This window comes from Micromonospora sp. B006 (genome assembly GCF_003408515.1).
In the GTDB taxonomy this organism is placed as follows: domain Bacteria; phylum Actinomycetota; class Actinomycetes; order Mycobacteriales; family Micromonosporaceae; genus Micromonospora; species Micromonospora echinospora_A.
This window is the reverse complement of record NZ_CP030865.1, coordinates 1,382,650-1,398,799: the sequence shown is the minus strand read 5'-3', so window position 1 is coordinate 1,398,799 and position 16,150 is coordinate 1,382,650. Positions and strand designations below refer to the sequence as shown.

The following is a 16,150-nucleotide window of genomic DNA, read 5'->3' as shown; positions in this document are numbered from 1 at the left end:
CCGTCAGCCCTTCTCCAGGTATTCGGCGCGTTCCTCGTCGACGAGCGCGGCCACCGACGCCGCGAGCGCCGGGTGCCGGGCCAGGTCCGGGTCCTCCTCGACCAGTTCGATCGCCTCGGCCCGCGCGTCGCGGATCAGCTCGGCGTCGCGCAGGAGCGACAGCAGCCGCAGGTGCGAGCGCCGGCCGGACTGGGTCGCGCCGAGCACGTCACCCTCCCGGCGCTGTTCCAGGTCGAGTTCGGCCAGCTTGAACCCGTCTGTGGTGGAGGCCACCGCGTCCAGCCGCTCCCGCGCCGACGAGCCCTCGGCCGCCTCGGTCACCAGCAGGCACAGACCGGCTGCGGAGCCCCGGCCGACCCGGCCGCGCAACTGGTGCAGCTGGGACACGCCGAACCGGTCGGCGTCCAGCACGATCATCACCGTCGCGTTCGGCACGTTCACGCCGACCTCGACCACTGTGGTCGCGACCAGCACGTCCAGCTCGCCGTCGGCGAACGCCCGCATCACCGCGTCCTTCTCGTCGGCGGGCAGCCGACCGTGCAGCACCCCGATCCGCAGCCCGTGCAGCGGCCCCTCGGCCAGCAGCGGCGCCACCTCGGTCACCGCCAGCGGCGGGCGGCGGCCGTTGTCGTCCTCCCGCGGCGCCTCCTCGTCCGACACCGGTCCCTCACCGATCCTCGGGCACACCACGTACGCCTGGTGGCCCTTGGCGACCTCCTCGCGCAGCCGGCGCCAGGCCCGGTCGAGGAACGCCGGCTTCTCGGCGGCCGGTACGACGTGCGAGGCGATCGGCGAGCGGCCCTGCGGCAGCTGGGAGAGCGTGGACGTCTCCAGGTCGCCGTAGACAGTCATGGCCACAGTGCGTGGGATCGGGGTGGCGGTCATCACCAGCACGTGCGGCGGCTGGTCGGCCTTGGCGCGCAGCGCGTCGCGCTGCTCCACGCCGAAGCGGTGCTGCTCGTCCACCACCACCAGGCCGAGGTCGTGGAAGTCGACGCCCTCGTAGAGCAGGGCGTGCGTGCCGAGCACGATGCCGGCCCGGCCCTCGGCCACCTCGGCCAGCGCCCGGCGCCGGGCCGCCGCGCCGAGCGAGCCGGTGATCAGCTCCACCCGGGTGGCGTCGTCGGCGGCGCCCAGCTCACCGGCCCGGGCGAGCGGGCCGAGCAGGTCGAGGATGCCCCGGTAGTGCTGGGCGGCGAGCACCTCGGTCGGCGCGAGCAACGCGGCCTGGCCCCCGGCGTCGACCACCTGGAGCATGGCGCGCAGCGCCACCACCGTCTTGCCGGAACCCACCTCGCCCTGGAGCAGCCGGTGCATCGGGTGCGCGGCGGCCAGGTCGGCGGCGATCTCCCGCCCGACGACCTGCTGGCCGGAAGTCAGCTCGTACGGCAGCCGGGCGTCGAACGCGTCCAGCAGACCGCCCGCCTTCGCCGGCCGGGCCCGTGCCGGCCACGCCGCCGCCCGGTGCTTGCGCTGCACCAGCGTGAGCTGCACGGCGAACGCCTCGTCCCACTTGAGCCGACGGCGGGCCCGGTAGAGTGCCTCCTTGCTGGTCGGACGGTGGATCTCGCGCAGCGCGGTGCCGATGTCGATCAGGTTGCGGGTGGCCCGCACGGTGGCCGGCAGCGGGTCGTCCGGCGGGGTGAACGTGTCCAGCACGACGCGCACGCAGCGGGCGATCACCCAGGTCGGCACCGCCGCCGCGGCCGGATAGACCGGGATCAGCGCCCCGGCGAACTCCTCGACCTCCTCGTTCGCGGCCGCCTCGCCCTCGCCGCCCTCGCCGAGCAGGACGTACTCCGGGCCGTTGAGCTGCCGCTTGCCCCGGAACTCGGTCACCTTGCCGGCGAACAGCCCCCACCGGCCCGGGCGCAGCTCCCGCTCGCGCCACGCCTGGTTGCCGAAGAACGTGCAGGTGAGCACGCCGCCGGACCCGTCGCCGACGGTCACCTCCAGCAGGTTGCCGCGCCGCTGGCGCATCGGGCGCACAGCGGTGCGCTGCACCTGGGCGAGCACCGTGACCTGCTCCCCGACGTCGAGCGAGCGGATGTCGGTGTGCTCGCCGCGCTCGTCGTAGCGGCGCGGGAAGTGGTAGATCAGATCGCCCGCGGTGTGCAGGTCGAGGTGCCCGGCCAGCGCCTTCGCGGTGCGCTCGCCGACAAGCTTCTTCAGCGGCGTGTCCACGGTGGCCGCCTCGCCAGTCATTCGACCCCCACCAGGAGCGGATAATGCGGCTGCCCGCCCTCGTACGCCTGCACCTCGACGAACGGCCAGGCCCCCTCGACGTGCGCGCGGACCCGGTCGGCAAGCCCGGCCGGCGCGTCAGCGCCGCAGAGCAGCGTGACCAGCTCACCGCCACCGCCGAGCATCCGGTCCACCACCGCGATGCAGGTGTCGACCAGATCCTGCCCGATCAGGTGCACCTCGCCCTCGACCAGGGCCAGCACGTCACCCGGGCGGGCCGGGCCGGCGACGGTCAGCGCCTCCCGGGCGGCGTGGCAGACCTCGGCGTACCGGCAGGCGCCCGCCGCCTCGGCCATCGCGATCACGTCGTCCTCGAACCGCCGCTTCGGATCGCGTACGGCCAGCGCCGCGAGCGCCTGCACCGGGGAACGGGTGGGCACCACGCTCACCTTGATGCCGAGGCCGTACGCCTCCTTCGCCGCGGCGCTCGCCACCGACTGCGTGTTCGGATCGTTCGGCAGCACCACCACCCGGGCGGCGTCGGTGGCCCGGATCGCGTCGAGCAGCTCGCCGGTGGACGGGTTGCCCGGCACCACCACTGCGCCCTCGGCGGCGAACAGCTCGGCGATGCCCGCGCCGGTGGCCACCACCACGGCGGCCCGGCCGTCCGGGCGCGCGACCCGCGACGCGGGCGCCGGGCCGGTCTGGTCGGCGAAGCGGGTCACGCCGATCCGGTGCGGCCGGCCGGCGACCACACCCGCCTCGATCGCCGCCCCGACGTCGTTGACGTGCACGTGCACGTTCCAGGTGCCGGCGCCGTCGCCGACGATCGCCAGCGAGTCGCCGAGCACGGCCAGCTCGGCGCGCAGCAGGGCCACCGCCTCGTCGTCCGCGTCGAGCAGGTACTGCACCTCGTAGGCGTACACGTCGGAGCCGCTCTCCCGCACGACGGTGGCCGGCGGGCGGCGGGTGGGCGGCGCGGGCGCCGGGCTCTCCCCCGTGACCACCTCGACCAGCGCGTCGAGCAGCAGGCACAGGCCGCGCCCACCGGCGTCGACCACGCCCGCGCGGGCCAGCTCCGGCAACTGCTCGGGGGTACGCGCCAGCGCGTGGGCCGCCGCCTCGGCCGCGGCCCGGGCCACTGTGCGCAGGTCGTCGCTGTCCGAGCGGCGGGCCGCGTGTGCCGCGGCGGCGACCACGCTGAGCAGCGTGCCCTCGACCGGCCGGGCCACCGCGGCGTAGGCGGCGGTGGTGGCGTCGGCCAGCGCGTCGGCGAGCTGCCGCCCGCCCACCGCCGGGGCGGCGGCGAGCGTGTCGGCGAGACCGCGCAGGATCTGCGAGAGGATCACCCCGGAGTTGCCGCGCGCCCCGAGCAGCGCGCCCCGGGCCATCAGCCGCAGCGCGTGCCCGTGCGGGGTGTGCCCGTCGTCGGGGAGGGTGCCGAGGTCCATGGCCAGGGCCTGCTGGGCCGAGGTCAGCGTGAGGACCAGGTTGGTGCCGGTGTCGCCGTCGGGCACCGGGTAGACGTTCAGCTCGTCGATCTCGCTCTGGTGCCGCCGGAGGGCGGCCAGCCCGCTCGCGCACCAGCGGCGCACCGCTGCGGCGTCGAGGGTCTCCAGCACGTCGGGAAGCCTACTGGCGCGCACCGACACCCGCCGGGGTCGTCCGCCGCGTGTCCGCCCCGCCCGCCGGCCCGGCCGGGTCGCCGGTACGCTGGGTGGGCTCGCGAAAGGGCCGGTTGGGCGTACCGACTGTCATCGGGTAACCTGACCAGGTTGCCCGGGCAGTGCCTGGCGGCGACCTCATGAACGTTTCAATCCCAGGAGTATCCCGTGGCTAGCGTGTGCGACGTCTGTGGCAAGGGGCCGGGCTTCGGCCACAACGTGTCCCACTCGCACCGGCGGACCAACCGCCGCTGGAACCCGAACATCCAGTCGGTGCGCACCCCGGCCGGTGGCGGCAACACCAAGAAGCTGAAGGTCTGCACCTCGTGCATCAAGGCCGGCAAGGTCACCCGCGCCTGACGCGGTAGCGCCACCGGAACATCGTCGGTCGCCGGCGGACCCCTCGGGGTCCGCCGGCTTCTGTCGTATCCACCGACCCGCGCCGCACACCTGACCGACCGTACGGCGACCGGCTGGTACGGGCCGGTTAGGGTGCTGCTGCGCCGGGCCGTCCGGTTCCGGCGCGAGCCGTGGGGAGGGTGACCGGTGGACCTCGATCTGGGCCGCGAGCAACTGGTGGTGGTGGGCGCGTCGATCGGCTCACTGAGCTGGTTCGACCAGCAGCTGCCGGCCGGCACCGTGGTGCTGGTCGAGGAGCCGGACGTGATCCGCCGCCGCGACCTGGCCCGGTTCGCCGAGCGGCTGCCGATGATCGGGCGACTGGTCGAGGCCGAGTACCAGACCGGCTTCGACGCCGACGCCCTGCTCGCCCGCGAGCCCGCCCTGGCCGACGCCCAGCTGGTCCTGCCCGGCCTGGAGTACGCGGTCGGCGCCGCCGCCCGGCTCGCCGAACGTCTCGGGTTGCCCGGCGCCGGTGCGGAGGCCGCGGACGTCTTCTCCGACAAGCACCGGATGCGGCTGCTCGCCGACCGGATCGGGCTGGCCAACCCCGTCTACGAGCTGGTGGACGACCCGGCGCGGGCGGTGGAGTTCGCGCAGGAGCACGGCGGCCGGTGCGTGCTCAAGCCCACCCGCCGCTCCGGCAGCCTGGGCGTGCAGCTGATCACCGACCCGGCCGAGGTGCCCGCCCGGTGGGCGGCGAGCGCGGCGCCGCCGGACCCGGCCGAGGCCACCGAGCGCGGCCTGCCCACCGGTGTGCTGGTGGAGGAACTGCTGGTCGGCTCCGAGCACAGCGTCGAGCTGCTGGTGGCCGACGGTGAGGTGATCTTCGCCAACGTGACGGACAAGCGGATCGCCGGTGGCCGGTACCCGGTCGAGACCGGCCACACCGTGCCGTCCGCGCTGCCCGCCGCCGAGCACGACGCGCTGCGCGCCGCCGCGGCACGCCTCGCCGAGGCGGCCGGCTTCCGCAGCGGCATGCTGCACAGCGAGTGGATCCTCGTCGACGGCGTGCCGACGCTGGTGGAGTGCGCGGCCCGGATGCCCGGTGACATGATCACCGCGCTCATCTCGATCGCCTACGAGCGCGACGTCATCGAGGCGTACCTGCGGGTGCTGCGCGGCGAACGGCCGGCGTTGCCGGCGCGGGCGACCGGCGCGGCGGCCATCGAGTTCCTGATCGCGCCGCCCGGCCGGGTGACAGCCGTGGACGGCAGGCGCGACGCGCTGCGCGTGCCGGGCGTGCTCGACGTGCAGGTGGAGACGAAGGTCGGTCAGACCGTGCCGGAACTGCTCTCCTCGGCGCACCGCAGCGGGCACCTGATGGCCTGGGGCGCTACCCCGGACGAGGCGGCCGGTGCCGCGCGCCGCGCCGCGAGCGAGATCCGCATCACGGTCTCCTAGAGCGTACGGCCGTAGGACAGGCAGCCCGGGGCGTCCTTGTAGAAGCCGAAGTTCGGGATCCGCTCGTAGCCGGACGAGGTGTACATGGCGATCGCCTCGGGCTGCTTGTCGCCGCACTCCAACACGATCCGCTTGCGGCCGTGGTCGCGGGCGGAGCGCTCGACCGCGCCGAGCACCGCGCGGGCCACGCCCCGGCCCCGGACCGCCGGATCGGTGTACATCCGCTTCAGCTCGGCCGTGTCGCCGTCCGCGCCGTGGCTGCGCCAGCCGCCGCAGCCCACCGGACGCCCGTCCAGGTAGGCGACGAGGAACACGCCGTCCGGCGGGGTGAACTCGGCCGCGTCGACCGGGGTGTCGTCGCCGCTGCCGCCGTAGCGGGCGCCGAGGTCGGCCAGCGCCGCCCTGATCAAAGCCTGCGACTCGGGCGCGTCGAAGCGCCGCTCCCGGATCTCGATCTCGCTCACCGTGCCAGGTTACGACCGCCTCCGACCCCCGCCCGGCCCGGCGGCCGGGGGTCGGACGCAGATCACTCCGGCCCGGCTATTCCGCCGTGCGGCGACTGAGCCGGCTACTCCGCCGTCCGGCGACTGAACCGGCTATTCCGCCGTGCGGCGACTGAGCCGACTATTCCGCCGTCCGGCGGAAGTGGTCCCAGCCGCGCGGGCCGTCGTACCCGGCGCCGTCGACGGTGACCCCGGCGCCGGCCGCCACCCGCCCGACCGGCCGCCAGCCGTCGGGCAGCGCCGCGTCGCCCGGGAACGTCGCCGCCAGCGCGTGGTCCTCGCCGCCGGCCAGGATCCAGGTGTACGGGTCGACGCCGAGCGCCTGCGCCGCGTCGCGCATCTGCCGGGGCACCTCGAACGCCTCACGGCGCAGGTCGATCGCCACGCCGCTGGCGGTGGCCACGTGCCCCAGGTCGGCCAGCAGCCCGTCCGACACGTCGATCATGGCGGTGGCGCCCGCCGCGGCGGCGGCCGGACCGGCCGCGTACGGCACCTCCGGGCGGCGGAACGCCTCGACAAGCAGCCGGGGCGTGCGGAAGCCCCGGGACAGCACGGTGTAGCCCGCCGCCGACCAGCCGGTGCGCCCGGCCAGCGCCACCACGTCCCCCGGCCGGGCGCCGGAGCGGACCACCGGGGGCCGCCCGGCCAGGTCGCCGAGCGCGGTCACCGCGATGGTGAGCGTCGGGCTGGCCGACATGTCCCCGCCGACCACGCTCGCGCCGACGAGCGCCGCTTCCGTGCCCAGCCCGTCGGCCAGTTCCTCGGCCCAGGCCGGGTCCAGCTCGGCCGGCATGCAGAGCGCGACGAGCAGCGCTGTCGGGGTGGCGCCCATGGCCGCGATGTCGGCGAGGTTGGCCGCCGCCGCGCGATGCCCCACGTCCCGCGCCGCCGACCAGTCGCGCCGGAAGTGCCGCCCCTCCACCAGCACGTCGGTCGATGCGACCACCCGCCGGTCCGGCGCCGCCACCACCGCGCCGTCGTCGCCGGGGCCGAGCAGGCAGCTCTCCCCCTGTGCCAGCCGGGCGGTCACCCGGTCGATCAGCCCGAACTCGCCGACATCCGTGACCGTCATGCCGTCCCCTCGATCCGCTGCGTCGTTCCGCACATCCCACCCCTGTCCGCGCCGGCGTGTGCTCGCTCACCGCGTCCGACCGGCAACCGATAGGGATCACTGCCGCTCAGTACGGTAGTTTCACCCTTCGGGTCGCCCGGAGGCGACGGACGGAGGTCGAGTCGTGGTACAGGCGTACATCCTCATCCAGACCGAGGTCGGCCGGGCGCGTGACGTGGCCGGTCTGATCGCGGACCTGGCCGGCGTGGTACGGGTCGACGCCGTCACCGGGCCGTACGACGTGGTCGTGCTCACCGAGGCGAACACCGTCGACGAGCTCGGCAAACTCATCGTCAGCAAGGTGCAGATGGTGCCCGGCATCACCCGCACCCTCACGTGTTCTGTGGTGCGGCTGTAAGTGGACGAGAAGACCTCCCCGCGCCGGGACCGCTCCACCCGCCGCGCCGCGCTCTGGGCGACTCTGGTCGCGGTGCCGGTGACCGTGGCGGTGGCCGGGTTCACGTTCGCCAAGCTGGCCCCGGAGTCCCCGGACGCCGGCGCGAGCGCGTCGGCGAGCCCCCGGGCGCAGTCGAGCGCGCCGGTCGAGATGCCCGCCCCGGCGCTGGCCGAGCGCCCGACCGTCCTCTGCCGCGCCCTGATGTCGCAGCTCCCGGACAGCGTCCGTGACCTGGCGCAGCGTCCGGTCACCGCGGGCCCGGAGCAGAACGCCGCGTACGGCGACCCGGCCCTGACCGTGGCCTGCGGCGGCAGCCCGGCGCAGTTCCCGCCCACCGACGAGGTGTGGACGGTGAACAAGGTCTGCTGGCACGCGGCCGAGGAGGCCGACGCCACGGTGCTGACCACCGTCGACCGGGAGACCCCGATCCGGGTACGGGTGCCGAAGAGCTACGAGCCGCCGCTTCAGTGGGTGACCTCGATCTCCGACACCATCGTCAGCTCCGTGCCCTCGGCGAAGCAGGCCCCCTCGGGCTGCTCCGCCTGACGCCCGGCCGGCCGGGTCAGCGCCCGGCGCGGCGGTGCAGGGCGGTACGGATCAGCCGGTTGACCAGCTTCGGGTACTCCAGCCCGCTGGCCGACCACATCCGCGGGAACATCGAGGTCGGGGTGAAGCCCGGCATCGTGTTGATCTCGTTGAGGTAGACGTCCATCTGCGCCGTGACGAAGAAGTCGACACGGGCCAGGCCGGAGCAGTCGAGCGCGGTGAACGCGCGGGTGGCGTAGTCGCGCACCTGCCGCGCCACCGGCTCGGGCAGGTCGGCCGGGACGTCGTACTCGCAGACCTCGTCGGCGAAGATGTACTTGGCCTCGAAGTCGTACCAGTCGCGGTCGCCGATCATCCGCACCTCGGCGAGCACCGAGGCCTCCGGCGCGCCGCCGGCTTCGCCCTCCAGCACGCCGCACTCGATCTCGCGGCCGACCACGGCGCCCTCGACGAGCACCTTGCTGTCGATCTCCCGGGCGGTGACGAGCGCGGCGTCCAGGTCCGCCCAGTCGTCGACCTTGGTGATGCCGAACGAGGAGCCGGCCCGCGACGGCTTGACGAAGACGGGCAGCCCGAGGCGCTCCTTGTCCTCGTCGCTCAGCGACATCCCGGCGCGCAGCACCGCGTACGGGCCGACCGGGATGCCCTCGACGGCGCAGAGCTTCTTGGTGAACTCCTTGTCCATGGCCGCGGCGGAGGCGAACACGTTCGCGCCGACGTAGGGGATGTCGGCCATCTCCAGCATCCCCTGGATCGTGCCGTCCTCGCCGTACGCGCCGTGCAGCACCGGGAAGACCACGTCCACGTCGGCGAGCGCGACCGGCCCCTGGGCCGGGTCGAGCACCATCAGGCCGCCCGCGGCGGGGTCGGCGCGTAGCACCAGTTCGGCACCGGACCCGGCGGTGATCTCCGGGAGTTTCCGGTCGGTGATGGCGAGCCGGCTCGGTTCGCCGTCGGCGAGCACCCACTGGCCCTGCCGGGTGATGCCGACCGGCACCACCTCGAACTCGTCCGGGTCGAGCGCGGCCAGCACGCTGCCGGCGCTGACGCAGGAGATGCCGTGTTCGGGGCTGCGGCCACCGAAGACGATCGCCACACGGGTCTTGCCTGGGGTGGTCATGGTCACCTCATCGTCGCGACTACGGCTGGCCGTGCTCGCCGGTGGCGCTCACCCGATTGACCTTACTGTGCGTTGTCGGCAGGGGTGGCCGATACCCGGGGAGACGCGGAGCCGCGTGGCAAACGGTCAAGGCGACATGTACAGGGAGTAACGAGACGCGGTGCCGAGAGCCCGCGGGGCGGGTGTGGCTCAGAAGGCCGGGTGCCGGGGCCGGCGGCCGACCGCGATCACCTTGACGCGCTGCCGGCCGGCTCGCACCATGCCCAGCGCCATGAACGCGCCGGCGATCCGGTCGGCCGCCTCCCGGCTGTTCGCGCCGACGACCTGCCGCCGGCGCTCGGGGCTGGTCCGCTCGTCACGCCCGGAGCCGTCCGGGGGGCGCACGTCGGTGAGGACCACGAGGAACCGGGTCATTCCCGGCCACCTCCGCTCCGGAGGTGGCAGGCCGTCACCGTCATCGCGGAACCCCTCCCGTCTCGTGGAACGGCAGGGGCACGCGGCGGTCGGATCGTGGGGGAGTAGAAATCCGACCACCGCGCGCCCCATCCCCTCCGGTCGCTCACCGCCACCGTCGCCACGACAACCGGCGGTGAGGACGCCGTCACAGAGTGACAGGTTCACACGCGTGAATGCAACTCTCATCGACTTTCTCTCACGCACATTTTCCCACCAGATGTGCGACCATCGATGCATGGCGCCGAAGACCGCCCGGGCCCGACGGCTCGGCATCGCCCTGCGGACCCACCGGGAGGCCGCCGGCCTCACCCTGGAGACCGCGGCTGACGAGATCAACAGCACCCGCAGCACGCTGTCCCGCTACGAGAACGCGCAGACGCTGATCAGTCCCGCCACCGTGCGCGCGCTGCTGACCAGCTACGGCGTGGGCCCGGACGAGATCGCCGCGGCGGTGCAGCTCGCGAAGGACGCCCGCAAGCCCGGCTGGTGGGTGTCCTACTCGTACCTGCTGGACCGCCGCACCATCGACTTCATCGCGCTGGAGGCCGAGGCCACCGGCATCGCGAACTTCGAGCCGTCGGTGGTGCCCGGTCTGCTCCAGACCGCCGACTACATCCGCGGCGTGATGCGCGGCGGCCCGCACACCCTCAGCGACGAGCAGGTGGAGCAGCGCGTGCAGCTACGGCTGGACCGCCAGCAGCGGCTCTCCGGGGACGAACCGCCGATTCTCGACGCCATCATCGACGAGGGCGCGCTGCTGCGCCCGGTCGGTGGCCGCTCGGTCATGTCCGCCCAGCTCCAGCACCTGGTGAAGATGGCCGAGCTGCCGAACATCACGGTGCAGGTGATCCCCCTGGCCGCCGGTTACCACCGGGGCACCCGGGGCTCGCTGCACATGCTGGAGTTCGCCGACCCGGAGGACCCGATCATCGCCTCGGTGGAGACCGTCGCCGGGCAGATGATCCTCGACCGGCCGGGCGACCTGCGTACCTGCACCAAGATCATGGAGCACCTGCGGACCGTGGCGCTGAGTCCGGCGGCCAGTCGGGACCAGCTGCTCCGCCTGCTGAACGAGAGGTGACCAGATGAACGGCACGAACCGTCCGCACCCGACACCGGCCGGCTGGCGCAAGAGCAGCCACAGCGGCGACGAGGGCGCGTGCGTGGAGATGGCGCCGCTGTCCGGCGCGGTGGCGGTCCGCGACTCCAAGGACCCGGCCGGCCCGGTGCTGGTGTTCCCGCCGCACGCCTGGGCCGCGTTCACCGCGGCGCCGCCGCGCCCCTGACGGCGGGCCCTCAGGCGAGCGCGCCGCCCGGCCGCAGCGGCGCGGCCACGGCGGCGGCGCGCACCGTCTCCAGCGCCGCGATGGCCACCCCGCGCGCCCCGGCCATGTCCCGGTCCGGCACCAGCGCGAAGGTGGCCACCGCGCGCTGCTCCTCGCGCAGCACCGTGTGCTCGGCGACGGCGGCGAGGAACCAGTCCCGGAACTCCGGCGCCGCCTCCACCACGCCCCCGCCGACGAAGTACGCGTGCGGGTCGGTGAAGTTCGCAGCGATGGTGAACAACCGCCCCAGCGCCCGCGCCTGCTGGCCGAACACCTGGCGGGCCAGCGGGTCGCCCCGCTCGCCGTAGCCGCGCAGCAGCTTCGCCGCCCGCTCCGGCTCCTCCGCGGCCAGCGGATGCTCCGGATGCCGGGCCAGCCAGTACGGCAGCAGGTTGCGCCGGATCGCGGTCAGCGAGGCGACGCTCTCCGCGTCCCCGGTGAAGCCGCAGGCACAGACCGGCGCCGGCTGGTCCGGCTCGACCAGGCCGTCCAGCGGGATGTGCACGTGGCCGAACTCGCCGGCCATGCCGGCCGCGCCGCCGACCACCCGGCCGGACTCCACCACTCCCCCGCCCAGCCCGGTACCCACGATCGCGGACACCGAGGACCGGGCCATCGCGTCCGCGCCGAAGTGCACGTGATGGGCGTAGAGCGCGGCGGCGTTGCCGTCGTTGGCGTACACCACCGGCAGGCCGAGCCGCCGCTCCAGCGCGGTACGCACGTCGAAGCCACGCCAGGCCGGCTGGGAGAAGTTGGTGGAGCCGCGCGAGGAGATCACCCCGGTGGCGCTGGCCGGGCCGGGCGTGTCCAGCCCGACCGCGCGTACCAGGTCACGGGGCACGCCGGTGTGGGCGAGCACGCCGTCGAACGCCCGCGCCAGCGCCTCCACCGCCGCCTGCGGACCGGCGCCGACGTCACTCGGGATCTCCAGCAGCCCGTCCACCAGGAACCGGCCGTCGACGGTCAGCACCGTGGCGTTGTCGCTCGTGCCCCCGTTGTCCAGCCCCACCACCACCGGCAGCCCTGCGCTGTCCACGCCACCGCCTCCCGCCGAGCCTGATCCGAGGCTAGTTCTCGGCGGGCCCACCCGCCATGCCGCCGGCGGTACTGCCCCGCCCGCTCTCAGCCGGGACGGCGGGCGGTCACCGCTGTCGCCTCGCGCTCCTCGTCACGGACCACCGACGGGTGTAGCCCGGCGGCGGCGAACACGGCGCACAACGCCGCGGCCTGCCCGGCGCTCACCTCGACAGCGACATGCCCGCCCGGGGCCAGCCACTGCGCCGCGCCGGACGCGACACGGCGCAGCACCGCGAGGCCGTCCGCGCCGCCGTCCAGCGCCACCGGGGCCTCGTGCAACCGCGCCTCGGCCGGCAACGAGGCCACCGCGCCGGTCGGCACGTACGGCGCGTTCGCCACCACCAGGTCCAGCCGGCCGCGCCAGGTGGCCGGCACCGCGTCGAACAGGTCGCCCTGATAGACGGGGACGCCGAGCGGGTCTAGGTTGCGCCGCGCGCACGCCACCGCCACCGGGTCGATGTCGGCGGCGGCCAGCCAGCGCGGCGCCAGCCGCTCGTGCAGCACCACGGCGGCGGCGCCGGAGCCGCAGCACAGGTCGAGCACCGCGGGCGCCGGCCCGGCGACCGCCACCGCGGCGGCGACGAGCACCGCGGTACGCCCGCGCGGCACGAACACCCCCGGGTGGACGGCGATCCGCCGGCCGCAGAACTCGGCCCAGCCGAGCAGGTGTTCCAGCGGCAGGCCGGCGACGCGACGGTCGACCAGCCGGGTCAGTGACTGCGCCGAGTCGGCGGCGGCGATCAGCAGGTCCGCCTCGTCCTCGGCGAAGACGCAACCGGCGGCGCGCAGCCGGCGGACGAGGGCAGGGCGGTCGGGAGTGAACACGGTGGATGCCATGGCAGGCCTTTCGGGAAGCGCTCGTCGGCGTTCCCGGCGTCGCCTCAGCTCCTGGGCGACGCGGACTCGGAGGGAACGCCGGTCCTCTGCTGGGGGATCGGACTCACCTCCTCGGGTCGGGGCCGCACGGGCCGTGGCTGCCCGTCACGATAGCCCAGCGGGCGTCGCGCCGTCAGCCCGCCGCGTCGAGCGCCGCCGCCACGTCGGCGAGCAGGTCGGCGGTGTCCTCGATGCCGCAGGAGAACCGCACGAAACCGGGTGCTGTGTCGTCGCCCCACTGGGCGCGCCGGTCGGCTGTGGTGTGCAGCCCGCCGAACGAGGTGGCGGCGGCCACCAGCCGGGAGGCGCCGAGGAACCGGGCCACGCGGCGCTCGTCGCCCAGGTCGAACGAGAGCACGCCCGGTACGCGCCGCATCTGGGCCGAGGCGACCGGGTACGCCGGGTCCTCCGGCCGCCCGGGCCAGCGCACCCCGGTCACGTCCGGCCGGGCCGCGAGCAGGTCGGCCAGCGCCCGCGCGTTCACGGTCTGCCGGGCCAGCCGCAGGTCGAGCGTGGCCAGCGAGCGGTGGGCCAGCCAGCAGTCGAACGCGCCGGGCACCCCGCCGGTGGCGTTGCGCCACGTGGTCGCCGCGTCCCGCAGCCCGGCGTCCCGGGTCGCCAGATAGCCCAGCAGCAGATCCGAGTGGCCGGTCAGCGCCTTGGTGCCGGAGGCGACCACCACGTCCGCGCCGAGGTCCAGCGGGCGCTGCCCGAGCGGCGTCGCGGTGGTGTTGTCCACCGCCACCAGCGCGCCGGCGGCGTGCGCGGCGGCGGCCACCGCCCGCACGTCGGCCACGTCCAGGCCGGGGTTCGCCGGGGTCTCCAGCAGCACCAGCCGGACGCCGTCGAACGACGGGTACGGCCCGGCGGTCGGCACCAGCACCACGCGTACGCCGAGCTGTTCCAGCGTGTCCGAGGCGAACGAGCGCACCGAGAAGTAGCCGTCGGCGGGCAGCAGCACGGTGTCGCCGGGGCGCAGCACGGTCAGCAGCAGCCCGGTGATGGCGGCCTGGCCGCTGGCGAAGACGCGGCAGTCGGCGCCCTCCAGTTCGCCGATCGCCGTCTCCAGCAGCCGCCGGGTGGGGTTGTCGGGTCGCCCGTACCCGTCCGCCGCCGCCGACGGGCCGCGCTCCGGGTCGAGGTGGTACGGCGCCGCGAAGACCGGGCCGGGCAGGAACGGCTGCCCGGGTACGGCCTCCGGCAGGCCGGCGTGCACGCTGCGCGTGCCGTCGCCCCAGTTCCCGCCCGCCGCGCCGGCGGCGCTCACTCGTACGACTCCGGCTTGGCGGTACGGCTCATCAGCGCGTCCACCGCGAGGCGGGGGTCCATCCCCTCGTGGCAGATCCGCTCGATCTGCTCGGTGATCGGCATCTCGACGCCGTGCGCGCGGGCCAGGTCGCGGATGGCCAGGCAGCTCTTGACGCCCTCGGCGGTCTGCCGGGTGGCGGCCTGGGCCTGCTCCAGCGACTCGCCCCGGCCCAGGTGCTCGCCGAAGGTGCGGTTGCGGGCCATCGGAGACGAGCAGGACGCGACCAGGTCGCCCATGCCGGCCAGCCCGGCGAACGTGATCGGGTCGGCGCCGAGCGCCACGCCCAGCCGGGCGGTCTCGGCCAGCCCCCGGGTCATCAGCATGGCCCGGGTGTTGTCGCCGAAGCCCATCGCGGTGGCGATGCCGTACGCCAGCGCGATCACGTTCTTCACCGCGCCGCCCAGCTCGCAGCCGATCACGTCGTCATTCGTGTACGGACGGAAGTACGGCGTGCGGATGGACGCCTGCACCAGCGCGGTACGCCGGCTGTCGGTGCCGGCGACAACAGTCGCGGCCGGCTGCTCGGCGGCGATCTCCGGGGCGAGGTTGGGCCCGGAGACGACCACCACCCGGTCGGCGGGCACCCCGGCGGTCTCCGTGACGACCTGGCTCATCCGCTTGGTGGTGCCCAGCTCGATGCCCTTCATCAGCGACACGAGCGTGGCGTCCGGCGCCAGGTACGGCGTCCAGTCGGCGAGGTTGCCGCGCAGCGTCTGCGACGGCACCGACAGCACCACCACCTCGGCGCCCTCGATCGCCTCGGCGGCGTCGCCGGTGGCGGTGACCCGCTCCGGCAGGCGCACGCCCGGCAGGTACTCCGGGTTCTCCCGGCCGGTCCGGATCGCCTCGGCCACGGCGGCCCGGCGGGCCAGCACCGTGACGTCCCGTCCGGCGTCGGCGAGGATCTTCGCGAACGCGGTCCCCCAGGAACCGGCGCCCAGCACCGCCACGTGCCCGCTCATTCGCCGGCCTCCCGCGCGCCGGTGCGGGCGGGCCGCTGCCAGAGCGGCGGTGGCGTGCCGCCGCGGATCTCCGCGACCAGATCCCGGATGCGCAGCATGATGGTGTCCGTCATCTCCTCCAGGATCGGCCGGGTCGGCGTGGCGCCGGCCCAGGGGCTCAGGTCCACCGGCGGACCGGCGATCACCGTCACCGGGGTACGCGGGCGTAGCCCGAACCGCGCGGTACGGGGGTCGAACATCCGCTCCGGGCCGACCATGGCGATCGGGACCACCGGGGCGCCGGTGGCCAGCGCCAGCCGGGCCGCGCCGGTCTTGCCCTTCATCGGCCACAGGTCCGGCTCCCGGGTGGTGGTGCCCTCCGGGTAGATCACCACGGCGCCGTCCTCGGCCAGCGCGGCGATCAGCTTGTCCAGCGACTTGACCGCCTCGACAGTGCCCCGCTCGACCGGGATCTGCTGGCAGCGGTGCAGGATCGAGCCGACCACCGGCACCCGGAACACGCTGGCCTTGCCGAGGAAACGCGGCCAGCGTCCGGCGTCGTAGATGTAGTGCGCGACCACGAGCGGGTCGGCGTGCGAGATGTGGTTGGGCACGAGGATCACGCCGCCGTCCTGGCGCAGGTGCTCCATGCCCCGCCAGGTGCGCCGGGTCCAGACGGTCATCAGCGGCTTCACCAGCACCACGGCGAGCCGTCGCCAGAACCCCAGCCTCCGCCGTGCCACAGTGCCTCCTCGATCCGCCCACGCGCCCCGGCACAGAATCATGCCTGTTCGCCCCCGCTGCGGCCAGTGCGGGTACCGGCGCTCCCGCTGGCAGG

At 74.7% G+C, this 16,150-nt stretch carries 17 protein-coding genes; 6 read left to right on the top strand and 11 right to left on the bottom strand.

Annotated features, from left to right (window positions below; genetic code table 11):
- Window positions 1-3: 3 nt before the first annotated feature.
- Entirely contained in the window at window positions 4-2,205 is a 2,202-nt protein-coding gene (recG, locus tag MicB006_RS06800; RefSeq protein WP_116504616.1) for an ATP-dependent DNA helicase RecG, read from the bottom strand.
- Window positions 2,202-3,806: a DAK2 domain-containing protein gene (locus MicB006_RS06795; RefSeq protein ID WP_116504614.1), complete on the bottom strand. Its 1,605-nt coding sequence runs from the start codon at window positions 3,804-3,806 to the stop codon at window positions 2,202-2,204. Before MicB006_RS06795 ends, recG begins: the two co-directional genes overlap by 4 nt.
- 210 nt (window positions 3,807-4,016) lie before the next feature.
- Between MicB006_RS06795 and rpmB the strand changes: the two genes are divergently transcribed.
- The gene (rpmB, locus tag MicB006_RS06790; RefSeq protein WP_011905179.1) at window positions 4,017-4,208 is read left to right on the top strand and encodes a 50S ribosomal protein L28; all 192 of its coding nucleotides are present in this window, start codon (window positions 4,017-4,019) and stop codon (window positions 4,206-4,208) included.
- Between the two features lie 186 nt (window positions 4,209-4,394).
- Window positions 4,395-5,651, top strand: coding sequence for an ATP-grasp domain-containing protein (locus tag MicB006_RS06785; protein ID WP_116504612.1), 1,257 nt, complete (start codon window positions 4,395-4,397; stop codon window positions 5,649-5,651).
- Here the strand turns inward: MicB006_RS06785 and MicB006_RS06780 are convergent.
- Together MicB006_RS06780 and MicB006_RS06775 are read right to left on the bottom strand one after the other, a co-directional pair.
- Complete coding sequence (locus tag MicB006_RS06780) at window positions 5,648-6,115, bottom strand: GNAT family N-acetyltransferase (RefSeq protein ID WP_116504610.1); 468 nt, start codon at window positions 6,113-6,115, stop codon at window positions 5,648-5,650. The two genes, MicB006_RS06785 and MicB006_RS06780, sit on opposite strands and share 4 nt — an antisense overlap.
- A 160-nt stretch (window positions 6,116-6,275) precedes the next feature.
- Window positions 6,276-7,226 (bottom strand): thiamine-phosphate kinase, encoded by a 951-nt coding sequence (locus MicB006_RS06775; protein WP_116504608.1) that lies wholly within the window; start codon window positions 7,224-7,226, stop codon window positions 6,276-6,278.
- 163 nt (window positions 7,227-7,389) lie between these two features.
- Here MicB006_RS06775 and MicB006_RS06770 point away from each other — a divergent pair, with 163 nt between their 5' ends.
- Window positions 7,390-7,623, top strand: a complete 234-nt coding sequence (locus MicB006_RS06770) for an Lrp/AsnC ligand binding domain-containing protein (RefSeq protein ID WP_013284547.1) — start codon at window positions 7,390-7,392, stop codon at window positions 7,621-7,623.
- Window positions 7,624-8,208 carry a DUF3515 family protein gene (locus tag MicB006_RS06765; RefSeq protein ID WP_116504606.1) on the top strand — a complete coding sequence of 195 codons (585 nt, stop codon included), beginning with the start codon at window positions 7,624-7,626 and terminating at the stop codon, window positions 8,206-8,208.
- 16 nt (window positions 8,209-8,224) lie between these two features.
- Here the strand turns inward: MicB006_RS06765 and MicB006_RS06760 are convergent, their stop codons facing one another.
- Together MicB006_RS06760 and MicB006_RS06755 are read right to left on the bottom strand one after the other, a co-directional pair.
- Window positions 8,225-9,328 (bottom strand): D-alanine--D-alanine ligase family protein, encoded by a 1,104-nt coding sequence (locus MicB006_RS06760; RefSeq protein ID WP_116511230.1) that lies wholly within the window; start codon window positions 9,326-9,328, stop codon window positions 8,225-8,227.
- Between the two features lie 189 nt (window positions 9,329-9,517).
- Window positions 9,518-9,742: a hypothetical protein gene (locus MicB006_RS06755; RefSeq protein WP_116504604.1), complete on the bottom strand. Its 225-nt coding sequence runs from the start codon at window positions 9,740-9,742 to the stop codon at window positions 9,518-9,520.
- Between the two features lie 277 nt (window positions 9,743-10,019).
- Between MicB006_RS06755 and MicB006_RS06750 the strand changes: the two genes are divergently transcribed.
- Together MicB006_RS06750 and MicB006_RS06745 are read left to right on the top strand one after the other, a co-directional pair.
- On the top strand, window positions 10,020-10,865 hold the full coding sequence (locus MicB006_RS06750; RefSeq protein ID WP_073830406.1) for a helix-turn-helix transcriptional regulator: 846 nt from the start codon (window positions 10,020-10,022) through the stop codon (window positions 10,863-10,865).
- A 4-nt stretch (window positions 10,866-10,869) separates the two neighbouring features.
- Window positions 10,870-11,070 carry a DUF397 domain-containing protein gene (locus MicB006_RS06745; protein WP_073830407.1) on the top strand — a complete coding sequence of 67 codons (201 nt, stop codon included), beginning with the start codon at window positions 10,870-10,872 and terminating at the stop codon, window positions 11,068-11,070.
- A 10-nt stretch (window positions 11,071-11,080) separates the two neighbouring features.
- Here MicB006_RS06745 and MicB006_RS06740 read toward each other — a convergent pair whose 3' ends face one another.
- The 5 genes from MicB006_RS06740 to MicB006_RS06720 all read right to left on the bottom strand — a co-directional run bounded on the left by MicB006_RS06740 (window position 11,081) and on the right by MicB006_RS06720 (window position 16,055).
- A complete protein-coding gene (locus MicB006_RS06740; protein ID WP_116504602.1) occupies window positions 11,081-12,145 on the bottom strand; it encodes an ROK family protein in 1,065 nt (354 codons plus the stop codon).
- 86 nt (window positions 12,146-12,231) lie between these two features.
- The gene (locus tag MicB006_RS06735; RefSeq protein WP_116504600.1) at window positions 12,232-13,023 is read right to left on the bottom strand and encodes a putative protein N(5)-glutamine methyltransferase; all 792 of its coding nucleotides are present in this window, start codon (window positions 13,021-13,023) and stop codon (window positions 12,232-12,234) included.
- Between the two features lie 172 nt (window positions 13,024-13,195).
- Entirely contained in the window at window positions 13,196-14,329 is a 1,134-nt protein-coding gene (locus MicB006_RS06730) for a cystathionine gamma-lyase (protein ID WP_116504599.1), read from the bottom strand.
- On the bottom strand, window positions 14,326-15,333 hold the full coding sequence (locus MicB006_RS06725; RefSeq protein WP_116504598.1) for an NAD(P)H-dependent glycerol-3-phosphate dehydrogenase: 1,008 nt from the start codon (window positions 15,331-15,333) through the stop codon (window positions 14,326-14,328). Before MicB006_RS06725 ends, MicB006_RS06730 begins: the two co-directional genes overlap by 4 nt.
- A complete protein-coding gene (locus tag MicB006_RS06720; protein ID WP_116504596.1) occupies window positions 15,330-16,055 on the bottom strand; it encodes a 1-acyl-sn-glycerol-3-phosphate acyltransferase in 726 nt (241 codons plus the stop codon). The genes MicB006_RS06725 and MicB006_RS06720 overlap by 4 nt, the downstream gene beginning before the upstream one ends.
- Between the last annotated feature and the right edge of the window lie 95 nt (window positions 16,056-16,150).

What these genes read in the sequence shown, in the direction of transcription:
- recG (WP_116504616.1), bottom strand. Translation starts at nt 2,205, where the DNA reads ATGACTGGCGAGGCGGCCACCGTGGACACGCCGCTGAAGAAGCTTGTC.
- MicB006_RS06775 (WP_116504608.1), bottom strand. Translation starts at nt 7,226, where the DNA reads ATGACGGTCACGGATGTCGGCGAGTTCGGGCTGATCGACCGGGTGACC.
- MicB006_RS06760 (WP_116511230.1), bottom strand. Translation starts at nt 9,328, where the DNA reads ATGACCACCCCAGGCAAGACCCGTGTGGCGATCGTCTTCGGTGGCCGC.
- MicB006_RS06755 (WP_116504604.1), bottom strand. Translation starts at nt 9,742, where the DNA reads ATGACCCGGTTCCTCGTGGTCCTCACCGACGTGCGCCCCCCGGACGGC.
- MicB006_RS06750 (WP_073830406.1), top strand. Translation starts at nt 10,020, where the DNA reads ATGGCGCCGAAGACCGCCCGGGCCCGACGGCTCGGCATCGCCCTGCGG.
- MicB006_RS06745 (WP_073830407.1), top strand. Translation starts at nt 10,870, where the DNA reads ATGAACGGCACGAACCGTCCGCACCCGACACCGGCCGGCTGGCGCAAG.
- MicB006_RS06735 (WP_116504600.1), bottom strand. Translation starts at nt 13,023, where the DNA reads ATGGCATCCACCGTGTTCACTCCCGACCGCCCTGCCCTCGTCCGCCGG.
- MicB006_RS06725 (WP_116504598.1), bottom strand. Translation starts at nt 15,333, where the DNA reads ATGAGCGGGCACGTGGCGGTGCTGGGCGCCGGTTCCTGGGGGACCGCG.